We start from the raw sequence: 17,193 nt of genomic DNA on the forward strand, positions 1-17,193 counted from the left end.
TTCATTTATTTATAGGTTTATATGAATACAATTTTATTGATTCCTACAGGTGAAGGGGTTGGTTTAACCTCTGCCTGCCTAGGCATGATTTACGCACTTGATTGTAACGGGATTAAAGCAGGCTTTTTAAAACCATTTTCTCAAGAAGACCAAGAGCATCTTGACCGAACAACTTCTTTATTTGGTCACTTATTTCAAGGTAAAACAGTTCAATCTATTTCGCATGAAAAATTAACTCAGCTTATTGCCGCTGGAGAAGTAGATGAATTACTTGAAGAGGCTGTAAGCCTACATCGCAGTGTGGCAGCAGACCATGATGTCATTATTGTGGAAGGTTTATTACCAAACGGACAAGACCACTTCGCAAGCGAACTCAACGCAAGTCTTGCACAAGCACTTGATGCAGAAGTCGTATTGGTCAGTACAGCAGATATTCAAAATCCGAAAAAAGCCGCAGAAAAAGTAGATGCTCATTTACGTCAGTTTGGCGGTGCAGCGTCAAATCGTACTGCGGGTGTACTCTTTATGCGTACCCGTGGATTAACCGAAGAAACAGCACAAATTCCTGTTGCGTTTGATCCATCATTACGACCAACCGAAGACATCGCAAAATTTACGACCGAATTGCAAAAATATAATCGTTATTTTGGCTCTAGCGATTTACCGATTATTGGTTTAGTTCCATTTAGTAACACCTTAAGCGTACCGAGAACCCTCGATATTGCGAATGTGATTGATGGGCAATGGGTACATCAAGGTGAAGCTAAAACACGCCGTATTTTGCATTCAAGTTTAATTGCGTCAAGCATTGAATATGAACTCAATAAATTTATTGCAGGTGAACTAATTATTAGTGCGTCTGAGCGTACAGACGTATTACTGGCAAGTAGTTTGGCGACCAGTAATGGTATTCCACTCGCTGGCTTGGTTCTGACTGAACGTGAAGCACCAGCTCCAGAGCTTTTAGAGTTTTGCCAAAATGCGATCAAGCAAGGCTTACCAATTTTACATACACGTCTCAATACATTAGAAACTGCTCAGCGTTTATCTGACTTTGGCAATGAAATTCCCGTCGATGATACTGAACGTGCGGAACAAGTGACTCGTTTTGTTTCAAGTCATATTGATGTCGAATGGCTTAAGCAGCACAGTAACAATGCAGCTACCCCTCGCCTGTCACCATCGGCTTTTCGTCATGAACTGGTGCAAAAATCGATTGCAGCGAAAAAACGAATTGTACTGCCTGAAGGCGATGAGCCACGTACCATTCAAGCTGCGGCAATTTGTCAGGCACGTGGCATTGCTGACTGTATTTTACTGGCAAAACCAGAGGCTGTTCAGGATGTTGCAAAAGCCCGTGGTATTGAATTACCAGCCGGATTAGCAATTGTTGATCCAGATAGCATTCGCGACCAATATGTAGCGCCAATGGTCGAGCTGCGTAAAGGTAAGCTCAACGAGCTTCAGGCCAAAGAACAACTTCAAGACACCGTAGTGCTCGGTACAATGATGTTAGCTTTAGACGAAGTAGATGGCCTAGTTTCCGGTGCAGTACACACCACAGCAAATACGGTCCGCCCAGCTTTCCAGCTCATCAAAACAGCGCCAGATTATTCACTGGTTTCATCCATCTTCTTCATGCTTTTACCAGATGAAGTTTATGTGTACGGTGACTGTGCAATTAACCCAGACCCTACAGCCGAACAACTGGCTGAAATTGCGATTCAGTCTGCTGACTCGGCTAAAGCATTTGGAATTGACCCACGTATTGCCATGATCAGCTACTCAACCGGTACTTCTGGAACAGGTGCAGATGTTGAGAAGGTACAACAAGCAACTCAAATTGCTCAGCAACGCCGACCTGATTTACTTATTGATGGTCCACTTCAATATGATGCAGCTTCAGTTGAAAGCGTTGGACGCCAAAAAGCACCAGACTCGCGAGTTGCAGGTCGTGCAAATGTATTTATTTTCCCTGACTTAAATACGGGTAACACGACTTATAAAGCAGTACAACGTGCTGCAAATGTAGTGAGCGTTGGACCAATGTTGCAAGGTCTAAACAAACCTGTAAATGACTTGTCTCGCGGAGCATTGGTAGATGACATCGTGTTTACCATTGCATTAACAGCAATTCAAGCTGAACAGCAAGCTGCTGCTAAATAACTAATAATTTGATCTGCTTCTACCTCTCGCCATTTGATGTCCGCTCAAATGGCTTTTTTTATTTTAATCGTTTCAAAATAAATAATTTTCCTATCTCTGACGTTTAAATGCCCCCTATATAGTCTTATGCGACTTTCGGTCAAAAGATCAACCAATCTCCCACAAAACTATCTTTTTGTCATATAATTTAGCCCGCTAGCTAACAGCCCGCTCAAGAGATTTTTTGGTATGACAACGATTATCAAACAAGATGACTTGATTACATCAATCAAGGACGCCCTACAGTTTATTTCGTACTATCACCCGCAAGACTTCATCCAAGCGATGAGTCGTGCTTATGATCGCGAAGAAAACCAAGCTGCAAAGGATGCAATTGCACAGATTTTAATTAACTCTCGCATGTGTGCGGAAGGTCATCGTCCAATTTGCCAAGATACTGGTATTGTTAACGTTTTCCTTGAAGTGGGCTTAGATGTTAAATTTGATTTAACAATGAGCTTAGACGATGCAGTAAATGAAGGTGTTCGCCAAGGTTACCTTGAAAATAGCAACGTTCTTCGTGCATCTGTACTTGCTGACCCTGCATTTGGTCGCAAAAACACAAAAGATAATACCCCTGCTGTAATTCACTACAAACTCGTTCCGGGTAACAAAGTAGATATTACTGTTGCTGCTAAAGGTGGCGGTTCAGAAAACAAATCTAAACTTGCGATGCTTAACCCATCTGACTCGATTGTTGATTGGGTACTTAAAACTGTACCAACAATGGGTGCAGGCTGGTGTCCTCCAGGTATGCTCGGTATTGGTATTGGTGGTACTGCTGAAAAAGCCATGATGCTTGCTAAAGAAGCGCTCATGGAAGAAATCAACATGGACGAATTACTTCGCCGTGGACCAGAAAACAAAATCGAAGAACTTCGTATCGAAATCTTTGAAAAAGTAAACGCACTTGGTATTGGTGCTCAAGGTCTTGGCGGTTTAACCACTGTTCTTGATATTAAAATTAAAGATTACCCATGTCACGCTGCTGGTAAACCAGTAGGTATGATTCCTAACTGTGCTGCTACTCGTCATGCTCACTTCCAGCTTGATGGTTCAGGTGTAGCTCATATTCACGCACCAAAACTTGAAGATTACCCATCTGTAACTTGGGATTCTTCAAAATCTAAACGTGTAAACCTTGATACCATTACTCAAGAAGAAATGGATTCTTGGAAACCAGGTGACACATTACTTCTTAGCGGAACAATGTACACAGGTCGTGACGCTGCGCACAAACGTATGGTTGAAATGATCGACAACGGTGAAGAATTACCAGTTGATCTTAAAGGTAAGTTTATTTACTACGTTGGCCCTGTTGATCCAGTGGGTGATGAAGTTGTTGGCCCTGCTGGTCCTACAACTGCAACACGTATGGATAAATTCACACGTAAAGTACTTGAGCATACTGGCTTGTTTGGCATGATCGGTAAGGCTGATCGTGGTCCTACAGCAATTGAAGCAATCAAAGACAACAAAGCAACTTACTTAATGGCAGTTGGTGGTGCAGCTTACCTTGTATCTAAAGCTGTTCGCGAAGCTGAAGTTGTTGCGTTTGCAGACTTAGGTATGGAAGCAATCTACAAATTCGTAGTTGAAGATATGCCTGTTTCTGTTGCAGTTGATGTAAACGGTACATCAATTCATGCAATTGCTCCAAAAATCTGGCAAGCGAAAATTGGAAAAATTCCAGTAGTCGACGCTGCGGCAGGCTAATCAAGAAAAGCACCGAATTCGGTGCTTTTTTTATGCATTCTTTTTTATTTTAAAATCTGAAAAGAATTGTAACAATTACTTCTTCAATCTGTGCTATTAATAAATGCACTCTCTCGCCATATATTGAATATAGGTCATTTCATGACTATTCGCCCTATTCTTAAAAATCTTTCAATTAGCCTCTGTCTAAGCTGTATTACGACAAGCTTATTTGCTTCTCCTGCCAAATTAAGTTCAGTAAAAGAACTCATGCAAATGAGCCAAATTGATTACTTACTTAAAGAATCAATTAATGAATTAACGCCTTATTATGATCAACAGGCAGAACAGATCGTTAGTAATATCACGGGTATCAAAACTTTAGGTCCCAAAGAAAAAGAAGCTGCTAAAAAGCTCGGCTTACTATTGAAAGATTCAAGCAATCAACTGATCAGCAACCCAAAAACCACTCAAGCCTTACAAGATATTTATTTAAAGACATATTCTGAAGAAGAGATTCAAGCGAATCTTAAATTTTTAAAAACCCCAGAAGGCCAATCGATCACACGTAAAAACGTGCAAATTATGGGGCAAATTTCAGAATATATGATGGAGTTAGGACAGCAGACATTTAATGATCCTAAAGCAAGGGATCATATGCAAGAAGAGATGCTTAAAATTATTGCTCCACTCATGAAAGATAAAGAAAAGTCTTAACTTTTCTTTATCTTTTGCAAGTCATTACCAAGTTAAAGGATTCCATAATTTAAAGGGTTTAATCAGATGTACATCTGATTTTTCATCATATTTGGCAGGTTTTAATTCTTGTGGTTTATGTCGAATCTTGCCTGAAGCATCTTCTGCTACAAAGTTGTAGCTTGAAGATTTCAACTCGGTAAAGGCAATTTCTCTACGGCCAATATTATCTTGCATTAACATAAATGGGCCAGTGTGTTCATCTCGGTCCATTTTATTTTCTTCATCATATTTCAAATAATAAGACGTTCCAGCCTCAACAGTTATATCCATATATTTTGGCTCTTGAAAATGAATCCCCAATAAAGGGCGGCTCGCAGAAAGGCGATAAGTCCCTGCTGGCAATTCAATCCAATAATAATGGTTATGTAGTAGGCTCGGAATTCGCTTGCCATTTACAAACAGGTTAATCGCCGCGATTTCCTGACGATTCCATTTTGTATCTGGTCGATAGAGATAAACAACAGCAGCTTGTGCGTTTTGTGGTTTGATCGGAACAAATGTCTGACCCAATTTTTGATTAACCCAACCACCCACGGCAAAACCACCTACGTGATATTGATCTAATAGTCCGGGTTCTTTTTCAACATCGACTTTAGGTAAGGTTGCAGTCAATTCACCTGTATTTTTTTCTAAATGAGATGAACTTTGACAGCCCACAAACAGTCCGGCACAGCACAAAGATACGATTAAATAACGCATGGCATCCCTCAAAGCGTTTTGTTTTTGATTTATTTTTTACAACGCAAAACTATGCGTATTTTGTATTTTTAAGATTAACACCACGCACATAAATTGAAAACAAAAAAAGCATGAATCACTAACGCGATTCATGCTTTTTAGATGAATGAAATCTATGCAGACTTCGAATCAATAACCTTTAAATCTGCCTTAGCAACACTTTCATGCGTTGCAGCTTCTTTAGGTTGACGCTCTGCTTTATAAACAGGTTCTGCTTCACCATTGATCACTGCTTCATTAATGATGACTGTCCCAACGTCAGTACGACTTGGTAAATCGTACATGGTTTCAAGCAGTACGTTCTCCATAATAGAACGTAAACCACGCGCACCCGTATTGCGTTCAAGTGCTTTCTTCGCGATAGCACGCAATGCAGAATCTTCAAAGATCAGATCAACATTTTCCATAGTGAAAAGATATTGATACTGGCGAGTTAATGCATTTTTTGGCTCAGTCAAAATTTGCATTAATGCTTCTTCATCCAACTCTTCAAGTGTAGCAATCACTGGTAAACGACCAATGAATTCTGGAATCAAACCAAATTTCACTAAGTCGGTTGGCTCAACCTGACGGAACAATTCAGCAAGTTTTTTGGTTTCATCTTTGTTTTTAACATCAGCTGTAAAACCAATACCGCCTTTCTCTTGACGCTGCTGTACAATTTTTTCCAAACCAGAAAATGCACCACCACAAATAAACAAGATATTCGAGGTGTCAATTTGGATAAACTCTTGCTGCGGATGCTTACGTCCACCTTGCGGAGGAATAGAAGCCACTGTACCTTCAATCATTTTTAACAATGCTTGTTGTACACCTTCACCAGAAACATCACGCGTAATTGACGGGTTTTCAGATTTACGAGTAATCTTGTCAATTTCGTCAATATAGATAATGCCCTTCTGAGCTTTTTCTACATCGTAGTCTGCTTTTTGCAAAAGTTTTTGTACAATATTTTCAACATCTTCGCCCACATAACCAGCTTCGGTTAATGTTGTTGCATCTGCCATTGCAAATGGAACATCTAAAAGGCGAGCTAATGTTTGCGCAAGTAAAGTTTTACCCGAACCTGTAGGTCCAATCAGTAGAATGTTACTTTTAGCAATTTCTACTTCTTTGGACACATGGCCATTATGACCAACTTTTAGGCGTTTATAATGGTTATAAACCGCAACAGATAACGTCTTTTTGGCAAGATCTTGACCAATCACATATTGATCAAGCGCAGCACGTATTTCATGTGGTTTTGGCAATGCCTTACTCGCCCAGTCCCCTGCTTCAACCTGTTGGCTGGTTTGTACAAGGTCTAAGCAGACATCCACACATTCATTACAAATATATGCGTCCTCACCTGCAATCAGTTTCCCGACTTCAGACTGCGTTTTACCGCAAAATGAACAATGTTTTTGTCCTTGAGGATGTTCGGACATATTCACTCCACAAATAGAATCTTAAATATTAGGGCAAGATGCACTGCATAAATAACTAAATGGAGATCTTTTTCAACATCTCAAGTTATTTACATCAGAAGGTCCTTATGGACGCTTACTTAACACCTGATCAACCAAACCATATTCTTTAGCAGACTGTGCTGTCATAAAGTTATCACGGTCAGTATCACGAGCAACGGTTTCGTAGTCTTGACCACTGTGCTCTGCCATTAAGCGGTTTAAACGTTCTTTAATAAATAGAATTTCACGCGCATGAATTTCAATATCCGATGCTTGACCGCGGAAACCACCTAATGGTTGATGGATCATGACACGGGCATTTTCTAGACAATAGCGTTTGCCTTTAGCACCAGCATTTAACAAGAATGCACCCATTGAAGCAGCTTGACCCATACAATATGTCACGACATCAGGTTTAATAAACTGCATCGTGTCATAAATAGCCATGCCCGCTGTCACAGAACCACCTGGAGAATTGATATAAAGGTGGATATCTTTATCAGGGTTTTCAGCTTCTAAAAACAACATTTGGGCAACAATCAGATTTGCCATGTTGTCTTCAACTTCACCTGTTAAGAAAATGACGCGCTCACGTAAAAGTCGTGAATAAATATCAAAAGAACGTTCGCCGCGAGAAGATTGTTCAACCACAACAGGAACTAAAGCATTTTCAATTGTTGGAACATACATACGTTATTTATTCCTAAATTTTTTGTGACTTAACCTATGGCAACAATATGCGGGATAATTTCTCAAATTGCAAAAGGTTCGCACTGAAATATTATATTATTTATACCTAAGTACTTAATGTCGCACTCAAATTAACCACATAGTGAAAAACAAAAAAGGCGCCTAAAGCGCCTTTTTCTGACTTCTTAAAAGATTAGCCCATACGGCGAGCTTGTTGTTCTTTTAACAAATCATCGTAAGATACAGCTTTGTCAGTCACTTTAGCAGCAGCTAAGATGTGATCAACAACTTGATCTTCTAATACAACTGCTTCAATTTGAGCACGTTGTTGAGCATCATTTTTGAAGTATTCAATCACTTCAGTTGGATCTTCGTAAGAAGATGCCATGTCGTCAATGTAAGCATCAACGCGAGCTTGATCAACTTCAAGTTTAGCGTCAGCTAAAACTTTGCTCACCAATACGCCAAGCTTAACAGAACGCTCTGCTTGCTCTTTAAACAATTCGTCAGGAAGCATGCTCTTGTCAAAAGATTGCGCGCCTGCACCACCGAACTGTTGAGTGAACTGTTGAACCATTTGTTGACGTTGACGGTCAATTTCTTGAGCAACCATTGCAGTTGGAACTTCAACTTCGTTCGCAGCAACAAGTGCATCAAAAGCAGCTTGTTTAACTTGGTTACGTAAACCATTGCGAACTTCACGTTCCATATTCTTGCGAACGTCAGCTTTTAACTTCTCAACGCCTTCTTCTTCAGTTACACCGAAGATTTTCAAGAATTCAGCATCAATTTCTGGAAGTTTTGATTTTTCAACTTGCTTCACAGTGATTTTGAACTGAGCTGCTTTACCAGCCAAGTTTTCAGCTTGGTAATCTTCTGGGAAAGTAACATCGATTACTTTCTCTTCGCCAGCTTTCATGCCAATGATGCCGTCTTCGAAGCCAGGAATCATACGACCTGAACCTAACACAAGTTTAAAGTCTTCAGCAGAACCGCCTTCAAACTTCTCACCGTCGATAGTGCCTTCAAAGTCAAAAGTCACTTGCATGTCTTTTTTCGCCATGCCCTTGGTAACAGCCCAAGTTTGACGTTGTTTTTGCAAGTTTTCGATCATAGCGTCAACGTCAGCATCTTTAATTTCAGCTGTTTTACGTTCAACTTCTAAACCGTCAAATGCTTGTACTGTAACTTCTGGATAAACTTCTACAGTCGCTTCAAAAACTAAAGCATCTTCTTTATGTTCAACTTTATCAATGTTCGGCATTCCTACCGCATTGATTTTTTCTTGTTGAATTGCTTCAAAAACGCTATCACGAATGATGTCATTTACAACTTCTTGATAAATGCCCGCACCGTATTCGCGACGAACAACGTTTTCAGGTACTTTACCTGGACGGAAGCCGTTGATCTTCACAGTTTTGGCAGTGCGCTTCAAACGAGCTTCAAATTGCTCGTTAATACGGCTCGTCGGTACAGAAACATTTAAACGACGGGCAACGCCCGAAACCGCTTCAGTCGTTACTTGCATGGCTTCCTCGATAAAAATTAGTGAGTAGGAACAGTTTTTTTAAAAGTGCTGTATTATATGACAACTTTCAAGATATACAAAATTAACCGACCACTTCATTTAAATGAAGGTCGTTATTCTCGTAAATTTCACAGTAATTTTATGATTCTTTAAATATTTTTCATAAAGCCTTAAGCAAAACTAATTTTTTAGTTATTCTTCATAAATCTAAAATTACAATCAAAATCTAATTTTAATCGTTTTTACAAACAATTACTAAGAATCAGTAGATTAGCTACATAAAAGTACAATTACCTATTCAATCATTCACTTCATCTTCACAATCCAATTGACAAATCCAATTAACACAAACTGTACATATAAATAAGAATTATTATTATTCGCATAACCTTTTAGTTTTAGAGTCCTGAAGTCATGTCTTTGATTAGAACACGTAAAAAAATTGTTTCTTCTGCGATAGCTTCATCGCTATCAATGATTGCAACAACAGCCATGGCACAAGAAGCAATTTCACAATTACCAACGATTCATACTCAAGCGACTCAAGAAGAATCTTTAAAAGTAGACCAGTCTGCAAACTCTAAATTCGTGGCTCCCCTCAAAGACACGCCAAAATCGGTCTCTATTCTTTCTCAAAAATTAATTAAAGATACAAACTCGAATACCCTACTCGAAGCTTTACGTTATGAACCAGGCATTACTTTAGGTGCAGGTGAAGGCGGTACACCATTTACAGATATGCCTTACATTCGTGGTTATAGCGGACAGTCTTCTATTTATGTTGATGGTGTTCGCAATACAACGTCACAAAGCCGCGATATGTTTGCTATTGAGCAAGTTGAAGTGATTAAGGGCTCGTCTTCTGCTCTTGGTGGCGGTGGTAGCGTTGGTGGAAGTATCAACTTAATCCCTAAAGTTGCTCATGAAGGTGACGTTTACCAAGGTAGTGTTCAAGGTGGTACTGACAACTATCGCCATATCCAACTTGATGCCAACAAAGACTTTGGTAACGGAATTGCTGGTCGTGTTGTTATCATGGGCCATGAAAATGAAAAAGCTGGTCAGAGTAACGGCGCTGAATATGCTCGTGCTGGTATTGCCTCAAGCCTTGCATTTGGCCTAGATACAGCAACTCGTGGAACACTTAGCTACTACTATTTACGCAGTAATGATGAACCAGATGCGGGTATTCCATTTAACAATGCAAACCCGACTACTCCTCCTGCTGGAGTTACTGTGACTCCTGGTAACGGTAAGCCTGTTGATGTAAAAGCGGGTACTTACTATGGCTGGAAAGCTCGTGACTTTGATAAACGTGAAAACCATATTGGTACGTTTAAATTAGAACATGACTTTAATGAAAATCTTACCTTGTCTAATGTAGCGACTTACAACAAATCTAAATCTGACTATGTTTACACCAATGCGGATGACTCGAAGGGCAACATTTACAGAGGCACAATCGCTCGCCGTGCTTTAAGTCGTATCTTAGATAGCGATGCTTATAGTGATCAACTTTCTTTGAGAGGTAAATTCAATACTGGTTCATTAAAACATTCTTTTAATGTCGGTACTGAATGGAGCTTCCAAGAAACTGACCAGGGCGTATATACCTTTACCAATGCTGCTGGTGAAACTACATCGACTATTTTAGACAGCAATATTCAAAACTGTACTTCAGCTGCTGCTGTAGCAAATGGCTGGTGTACGAGTTTAAATAATCCAGGAAACGGTGCATTCACAGATAAACGTGGATCTATTACAGCACAATCGACCACTCGTAGTCATAATGTAGGAATCTACGCTTTAGACAGTATTGAATTTAATCCACAATGGTTACTTAACCTAGGTGTTCGTTGGGATAAATTTGAAACTGAGAAAAAATACAATAAGGACGTAGGTGGACGTACACCTCATAAAGCTGGCGATAAATTAGAAAGTGATACAGATTACTTCTCTTACCAAGCTGGTTTAGTTTTTAAACCAACAGAAGATGGTAGTATCTATTTAAGCTATGCTACGTCAGCAAACCCTGTAGGTGTGCTCGCTGAAGGTGATACAGGTTCAGATTCTATTAGCGACTCAGGTAGCGCAAGTGCGAGTGCAAATGATCTAAAACCTGAAGAAGCACGTACTTTTGAACTTGGAACAAAATGGGACCTGTTTAATAATCGTGCGAACTTAACTGCAGCAATTTTCCGTACTGAAAAGCAAAATACACGTATCCAAATCGACCCTACTACAACTGCTAACGCCGGTAAAAGTAAAGTTGATGGATTTGAAATTAGCTTGAACGGAAAGATTACTGACAAATGGGATGTATCGACAGGTTATAGCTATTTAGATAGCGAAATCACGGAAGCGGCATATAATGCGGTTGCTCAAGAAGGTAAACCTCTTCCATTCGTAGCTAAAAATAGCGCGACTTTATGGTCTACTTACAGAGTGATGCCTCAATTGACTTTAGGTGCTGGTGTTGAATACCGCGATCAAGTTTTTGTGAACACAACTGCGCCTAAATATTTGCCAACCTATACTATTTATAATGCGATGGCTAAATATGATGTGAACAAGAATGTGAATTTACAGCTTAATATTAATAATATCTCTGATAAGCGCTATTTCACGAGTGCACATGCAGCCCACTATGCATTTGAAGGTAATGGCCGTAACGCAGTGTTAGCAATTAACTTTAAGTACTAAGTTTAAATTCCATAATCTATTTATGGAATTAATTAAAGTTCATATAAGATAGCCTCATCACGAGGCTATTTTTATAAATGAAATATCTATTTAAAGGTGTTTGCTGTGATTCATCATATCCCTAATGTTTTAAGCAAAGAGCAAGTTGCCGAGTTTCGTAAACTCATGAAAGAAGCGAATTGGGTGGGAGGAAAAGTTACTGCTGGCACTCTATCGGCTTCAGTTAAAAGAAATCAGCAACTCTCTGAACAAGATCCACTTACACACAATTTAAGTGATATTGTGATTAAAGCAATTTGGCAAAATCCTGTGTTTCAGGCCGCAGCCCTACCCCACAAAATTATTCCACCACTTTTTAATCGATATGATGAACATGAAAGCTTTGGTTTCCATGTAGATAACTCGATTCGTCTTATCCGTGGCACTTCTGAGCAAATTCGTACCGATTTATCTTGTACATTATTTTTAAGTGAACCTGATGAATATGAAGGTGGTGATCTGGTTATTGAAGATACTTATGGTTATCACGAAGTCAAATTACCAGCAGGTGATGTCGTACTCTATCCCTCTACTAGCTTACATGAGGTAAGTAGTATTACATCAGGTACTCGATTTGCTTCTTTTTTCTGGGTTCAAAGTCTGGTCCGCGATGATAGTAAGCGACACCTTCTATTTAATTTAGATGAAAGTATCAGAGCACTGCGTAAGACACACGGTGATAGTTATTCTGAAGTTATGAAACTCACCAACATTTATCACAACTTAATTCGCATGTGGTCAGAACTGTAACTACATTTATTTTTGCCTTATTGAGACGATGTAATCTTTTTTCCCTTAATAAGGCGAAATATCGAAAAATATTTCCCACAAATTAGAAAGTAGCGCAAAATTAGAAAATTATTTTCTAATTTCCGAGATTAAAATTATTATAAGAATTTTGCACAACGTGTAATCATTGTTTAGATGTGATATATCTAAATGATAAACATATTAGCAAACCACCAAACTTATTATTTCACGGTCTAGAGATGAAAACGAATTACTTGTTTGCCCAGCCTACTCAAGCAAGACATCATCTGCAACTCCTGATGCTGCGCCATGCGCGCGTATAAATATTTTGTCTGCTTTTTAAAGCAGCACTTCGAAATTACCTTTAATTTTTCTCAATTAGATACCATATATAACCGTAGAGACGTTGCCTTTTAAATATATCCAGAGCAACCGCGCTACGAGACAAGGAGTTTTCTCATGATGTTGGCTGACCCAAGCAAAAAATACCGCCGTATGTACCAACGAGTGGATTTACCAGATCGCCAATGGCCAAATAACGAAATTACAAAAGCGCCAATCTGGATGAGCACCGATTTACGTGACGGTAACCAAGCAATTTTTGAACCAATGGACATGGAACAAAAATTCAAAATGTTCAAAATGCTTGTAAAAATCGGTTTCAAACATATTGAAATCGGCTTCCCTTCTGCATCTCAAATCGACTTCGATTTTACCCGTATGTTGATTGAAGAAAATCATATTCCGGATGACGTATACATTGAAGTTTTAGTTCAGGCACGTGATCATTTAATTGAACGTACTTTTGAATCTTTAGCAGGTGCTAAACGTGCGATTGTGCATATTTATAACTCTAATTCTCCAACCTTCCGTCAAAAGGTGTTGAATGTAGATGTTAATGGCGCAAAACAGTTAGCAATTAATGCGGCTCAAAAAGTTAAAGAGTATGCTGCGCAATATCCTCAAACTGACTGGATTTTTCAGTACAGCCCAGAGTGTTTCTCTGCAACAGAATTAGAAGTCGCTAAAGATGTCTGTGATGCCGTCACAGAAATCTGGGATGCACGTCCAGATCATAAAGTTATTTTAAACTTACCTGCGACTGTAGAAGTTTCTACGCCAAATGTTTATGCAGACCAAATTGAATGGATGCATCGTAATTTGGCACGTCGTGATGGTGTAATCATTTCTGTTCACTGCCACAATGACCGCGGCTGTGGTATTGCTGCATCAGAACTTGCAATTATGGCAGGTGCTGACCGTGTTGAAGGATGTGTGTTCGGTAACGGCGAACGTACAGGTAACGTTGACGTTGCAGCGATTGCATTGAACATGTACACCCAAGGTGTAGCGCCAGAGTTAGATTTCTCTAACATTAATGAAGTGATTGCAACGGTTGAAGAATGTACTGGTTTACCGGTACACCCTCGTCACCCATATGCAGGCGACTTGGTATTTACTGCATTCTCTGGTTCACATCAGGATGCAATCAAAAAAGGCTTTGAGTACCAGAAAAATGAAGAAATCTGGGATATGCCTTACTTACCAATCGACCCGAAAGACTTGGGCCGCGACTACGATGCAGTTATTCGTGTAAACAGCCAGTCTGGTAAAGGCGGTATCGCTTACTTATTAGAAGCGAACTACAACGTTGTGTTACCTCGTCGTTTACAAATTGAGTTCAGTCAGGTTGTTCAACAATATGCTGATGATAATGGTACAGAAATTAACGCAAAAGAAATCTGGACCTTATTTAAAGACACGTATGTTGATGTGAAAAACCATCATTACACAGTCAAAAACTACAGATTATCTGACATTAATGGTACTCAAATCATCGAACTTGATGTTGATGTCGAAGGTGAAACGCAACAACTTCGTGGTGAAGGTAACGGACCAATTTCTGCATTCTTAAATGCGCTTCAGTTACCAATTGACGTATTGAACTATGAAGAACGCAGTATTAGTTCAGGTGCAAATGCGAAAGCGTTAACCTTAATTGAGCTTCAAGTCAAAGGTACAGGTAGAGGTTCATTTGGTGCTGGTGTTCATGACAATACTGTCACCTCATCAATTGAAGCAATTATTGCATGTACTAACCGTTTGATTGATCAAGGCGTTTTAAGTACAGATCAGGTTGTTGCCGCCGCTGTTTAATTAAAAAAAAGACTTTGGAAAGGATACCTAGCTTGGTATCCTTTCTTTTTATTCCTGAAAGATTTAAAAGGCGAAATGTTCCCGTGTCTTTTCCAGCTGATTCAGTGGGGTTAGTCACTCCGCAAAAGTTCCAATTTGAAGAACCATTACATCTTGAATGTGACCGTGTTTTGCCACGTTTTGAATTAATGGTCGAAACTTACGGCACTTTAAATGCAGATAAATCAAATGCTATTTTAATCTGTCATGCCTTATCTGGACATCATCATGCAGCGGGCTATCACCACGAAGATGATAAAAAAGCTGGCTGGTGGGATAGTTGTATTGGCCCGGGTAAAGCAATCGACACGAATAAGTTTTTTGTAGTTTCGCTAAATAATATTGGTGGGTGTAATGGCTCAACTGGCCCAACGTCACCAAATCCTGAAAATGATAATCGCCCTTATGGCCCAGATTTCCCATTAGTAACAGTACGTGACTGGGTAAAAACTCAGGCCATGCTTTCTGACCGGTTGGGTGTAAATATTTGGTATGCCGTTATTGGTGGCTCTTTAGGGGGCATGCAGGCACTACAATGGTCGGTTGACTATCCTGACCGCTTACAAAAATGTGTCATCATTGCCAGTGCGCCAAAGCTTTCAGCACAAAATATTGCCTTTAATGAGGTTGCTCGCCAGTCAATCTTGTCTGATCCAGACTTCCATCATGGTCGTTATTTGGAAAATGATAGCTACCCGAAACGCGGCCTGATTTTGGCACGAATGGTAGGTCATATTACCTATCTCTCTGAAGAAGCCATGAAACAAAAATTTGGTCGTGATTTAAAATCTGGCAAATTTATGTACGGTTTTGATGTTGAGTTTCAGGTTGAAAGCTACCTTCGTTATCAAGGCGAACAGTTTAGCCGTAACTTTGATGCCAATACTTATCTCATTATGACCAAAGCATTGGATTATTTTGATCCATCACGTGAATACAACCACTCATTAACAGACGCGATGGGTAAAACAAAATGTCAGTTCCTGATCGTTTCTTTTACAACAGACTGGCGTTTTACACCAAGTCGCTCTCAAGAGATTGTTGATGCACTCATTACCAATCATAAGCCAGTAAGTTACCTCGATATTGATGCGGAACAAGGACATGACTCGTTCTTATTCCCGATTCCATTGTATGTAAAAACAATGCGCGCTTTCTTAGGCGGTGAAGAACTCTTAAAATCGACGTCACTGGAGGCAAGCTAATGCGTATTGATCAACAACTGGCAGAAAAGTGGATTAAACCAGGCTCAAGCGTACTCGATTTGGGGTGTGGTGATGGTGAATTACTCGCTCATATGAGCCAAAAGCATCAAATTCGTGCTTATGGCTTAGAAATTGATCAAGAAAAGATTGCAATTGCCGTCAGTCGCGGGTTAAATATTATTCAACAAGATTTGAATCTCGGTTTGAGCCGTTTTGCTGACCAGTCTTTTGACTATGTGGTTATGGCACAGGCTTTGCAAGCTGTAGATGCACCGGATGTTTTATTAAGAGACATGGTGCGTGTGGGTAAACAGGCAATTATTACTTTTCCAAACTTTGCGCATTGGAAGACTCGTTCTTTTCTTGCATTAAAAGGTATGATGCCTGTATCGGATGCTCTACCATATATGTGGTATAACACCCCCAATATTCATTTATGTACATTTAAAGATTTCGAAGCACTTTGTGCGGAAAATCAGATACAAATTATTAATCGACTCGCCGTCAATGGAAATCAGCAGGGAAGCCTGTTAAGCAAACATGTTCCTAATTTGTTTGGTGAAGTCGCTATTTATCGAGTGAGTGCACTATGAAAAAGACATTATTTAGCACACTATTTGCAGGACTGCTAAGTATGCAGGCTCATGCAGATTATATCGCCCAGCCACAATCGGTTGCGAGTCAGGCTGCACGCTTTTCAACAATGGGGGTGAGTGACCTTCAGAAAGCTGCAAAAGCTGGTCAAGCAGGCGCACAATTTTACCTTGGTACACACTACCAATATGGTAAAGATGTAGAAAAAGATGAAAAGCAAGCTTTCACATGGTTTAAAGCAGCAGCTGATCAAGGTTTATCGCCAGCACAATTAAACGTAGGCCGTATGTATGCCGACGGTATTGGTGTTAGAAAAGATGAGTCAATGGCTCGTAAATACTTCGAGAAAGCGGCAAGCAATGGTGATAACCGTGCAAGCTATAACCTCGCGATGATGGAAGAGCAAAAGAAAAACTACGTAGGTGCTTACCAGTGGTATGAGCTTTCAACTCGTGATGGCATGCTCGACAATAAAGTAATTAGCCTATCAGAAGGTAAGAAAACTGCTCTAGCTGCTAACTTGACTCAAGAACAAATCCGTACAGCACGTGACCGTGCAGACAAATGGATTCAAGCACAATAATCTTGCTTAAATCTATTGAAAGATTTAAAAACCGACTTATGAAAGTCGGTTTTTTATTGC

At 39.7% G+C, this 17,193-nt stretch carries 13 protein-coding genes; 9 read left to right on the plus strand and 4 right to left on the minus strand.

Features of this window, described 5'->3' with window-relative positions; all coding sequences use genetic code 11:
- Positions 1-21 precede the first annotated feature (21 nt).
- From pta to ASF86_RS13735, 3 genes are all read left to right on the plus strand, one after another.
- A complete protein-coding gene (pta, locus tag ASF86_RS13725; protein ID WP_017391296.1) occupies positions 22-2,166 on the plus strand; it encodes a phosphate acetyltransferase in 2,145 nt (714 codons plus the stop codon).
- Positions 2,167-2,394: 228 nt separating this feature from the next.
- A complete protein-coding gene (locus ASF86_RS13730; protein WP_016139315.1) occupies positions 2,395-3,921 on the plus strand; it encodes a fumarate hydratase in 1,527 nt (508 codons plus the stop codon).
- A gap of 141 nt (positions 3,922-4,062) precedes the next feature.
- Positions 4,063-4,617 (plus strand): DUF2059 domain-containing protein, encoded by a 555-nt coding sequence (locus ASF86_RS13735; RefSeq protein WP_056482926.1) that lies wholly within the window; start codon positions 4,063-4,065, stop codon positions 4,615-4,617.
- Between the two features lie 24 nt (positions 4,618-4,641).
- Here the strand turns inward: ASF86_RS13735 and ASF86_RS13740 are convergent, their stop codons facing one another.
- From ASF86_RS13740 to tig, 4 genes are all read right to left on the minus strand, one after another.
- Positions 4,642-5,358 carry a DUF2846 domain-containing protein gene (locus ASF86_RS13740; protein WP_004641075.1) on the minus strand — a complete coding sequence of 239 codons (717 nt, stop codon included), beginning with the start codon at positions 5,356-5,358 and terminating at the stop codon, positions 4,642-4,644.
- Positions 5,359-5,510: 152 nt separating this feature from the next.
- Positions 5,511-6,824, minus strand: a complete 1,314-nt coding sequence (clpX, locus tag ASF86_RS13745) for an ATP-dependent Clp protease ATP-binding subunit ClpX (RefSeq protein WP_005302193.1) — start codon at positions 6,822-6,824, stop codon at positions 5,511-5,513.
- Between the two features lie 105 nt (positions 6,825-6,929).
- Positions 6,930-7,535 carry an ATP-dependent Clp endopeptidase proteolytic subunit ClpP gene (gene clpP, locus ASF86_RS13750; protein ID WP_003654845.1) on the minus strand — a complete coding sequence of 202 codons (606 nt, stop codon included), beginning with the start codon at positions 7,533-7,535 and terminating at the stop codon, positions 6,930-6,932.
- Positions 7,536-7,728: 193 nt separating this feature from the next.
- Positions 7,729-9,063, minus strand: coding sequence for a trigger factor (tig, locus tag ASF86_RS13755; protein WP_009390782.1), 1,335 nt, complete (start codon positions 9,061-9,063; stop codon positions 7,729-7,731).
- A 414-nt stretch (positions 9,064-9,477) separates the two neighbouring features.
- Between tig and ASF86_RS13760 the strand changes: the two genes are divergently transcribed.
- The 6 genes from ASF86_RS13760 to ASF86_RS13785 all read left to right on the plus strand — a co-directional run bounded on the left by ASF86_RS13760 (position 9,478) and on the right by ASF86_RS13785 (position 17,133).
- On the plus strand, positions 9,478-11,766 hold the full coding sequence (locus ASF86_RS13760; RefSeq protein ID WP_017391299.1) for a TonB-dependent receptor: 2,289 nt from the start codon (positions 9,478-9,480) through the stop codon (positions 11,764-11,766).
- 105 nt (positions 11,767-11,871) lie between these two features.
- Entirely contained in the window at positions 11,872-12,555 is a 684-nt protein-coding gene (locus ASF86_RS13765; protein WP_005036960.1) for a Fe2+-dependent dioxygenase, read from the plus strand.
- Positions 12,556-13,014: 459 nt separating this feature from the next.
- Positions 13,015-14,712: a 2-isopropylmalate synthase gene (leuA, locus tag ASF86_RS13770; RefSeq protein ID WP_004641067.1), complete on the plus strand. Its 1,698-nt coding sequence runs from the start codon at positions 13,015-13,017 to the stop codon at positions 14,710-14,712.
- 83 nt (positions 14,713-14,795) lie between these two features.
- Positions 14,796-15,956 carry a homoserine O-succinyltransferase MetX gene (gene metX, locus ASF86_RS13775; protein ID WP_004641065.1) on the plus strand — a complete coding sequence of 387 codons (1,161 nt, stop codon included), beginning with the start codon at positions 14,796-14,798 and terminating at the stop codon, positions 15,954-15,956.
- On the plus strand, positions 15,956-16,549 hold the full coding sequence (gene metW, locus ASF86_RS13780) for a methionine biosynthesis protein MetW (protein WP_001217230.1): 594 nt from the start codon (positions 15,956-15,958) through the stop codon (positions 16,547-16,549). The genes metX and metW overlap by 1 nt, the downstream gene beginning before the upstream one ends.
- Positions 16,546-17,133 (plus strand): tetratricopeptide repeat protein, encoded by a 588-nt coding sequence (locus ASF86_RS13785; RefSeq protein WP_017391301.1) that lies wholly within the window; start codon positions 16,546-16,548, stop codon positions 17,131-17,133. Before metW ends, ASF86_RS13785 begins: the two co-directional genes overlap by 4 nt.
- Positions 17,134-17,193 lie beyond the last annotated feature (60 nt).

Origin of the sequence: Acinetobacter sp. Leaf130 (assembly GCF_001423205.1) — a bacterium.
Lineage (GTDB): Bacteria > Pseudomonadota > Gammaproteobacteria > Pseudomonadales > Moraxellaceae > Acinetobacter > Acinetobacter calcoaceticus.

Coding starts and splice junctions, on each gene's coding strand:
- pta (WP_017391296.1), top strand. CDS start 22: ATGAATACAATTTTATTGATTCCTACAGGTGAAGGGGTTGGTTTAACC.
- ASF86_RS13730 (WP_016139315.1), top strand. CDS start 2,395: ATGACAACGATTATCAAACAAGATGACTTGATTACATCAATCAAGGAC.
- ASF86_RS13735 (WP_056482926.1), top strand. CDS start 4,063: ATGACTATTCGCCCTATTCTTAAAAATCTTTCAATTAGCCTCTGTCTA.
- ASF86_RS13740 (WP_004641075.1), bottom strand. CDS start 5,358: ATGCGTTATTTAATCGTATCTTTGTGCTGTGCCGGACTGTTTGTGGGC.
- clpX (WP_005302193.1), bottom strand. CDS start 6,824: ATGTCCGAACATCCTCAAGGACAAAAACATTGTTCATTTTGCGGTAAA.
- clpP (WP_003654845.1), bottom strand. CDS start 7,535: ATGTATGTTCCAACAATTGAAAATGCTTTAGTTCCTGTTGTGGTTGAA.
- tig (WP_009390782.1), bottom strand. CDS start 9,063: ATGCAAGTAACGACTGAAGCGGTTTCGGGCGTTGCCCGTCGTTTAAAT.
- ASF86_RS13760 (WP_017391299.1), top strand. CDS start 9,478: ATGTCTTTGATTAGAACACGTAAAAAAATTGTTTCTTCTGCGATAGCT.
- leuA (WP_004641067.1), top strand. CDS start 13,015: ATGATGTTGGCTGACCCAAGCAAAAAATACCGCCGTATGTACCAACGA.
- metW (WP_001217230.1), top strand. CDS start 15,956: ATGCGTATTGATCAACAACTGGCAGAAAAGTGGATTAAACCAGGCTCA.
- ASF86_RS13785 (WP_017391301.1), top strand. CDS start 16,546: ATGAAAAAGACATTATTTAGCACACTATTTGCAGGACTGCTAAGTATG.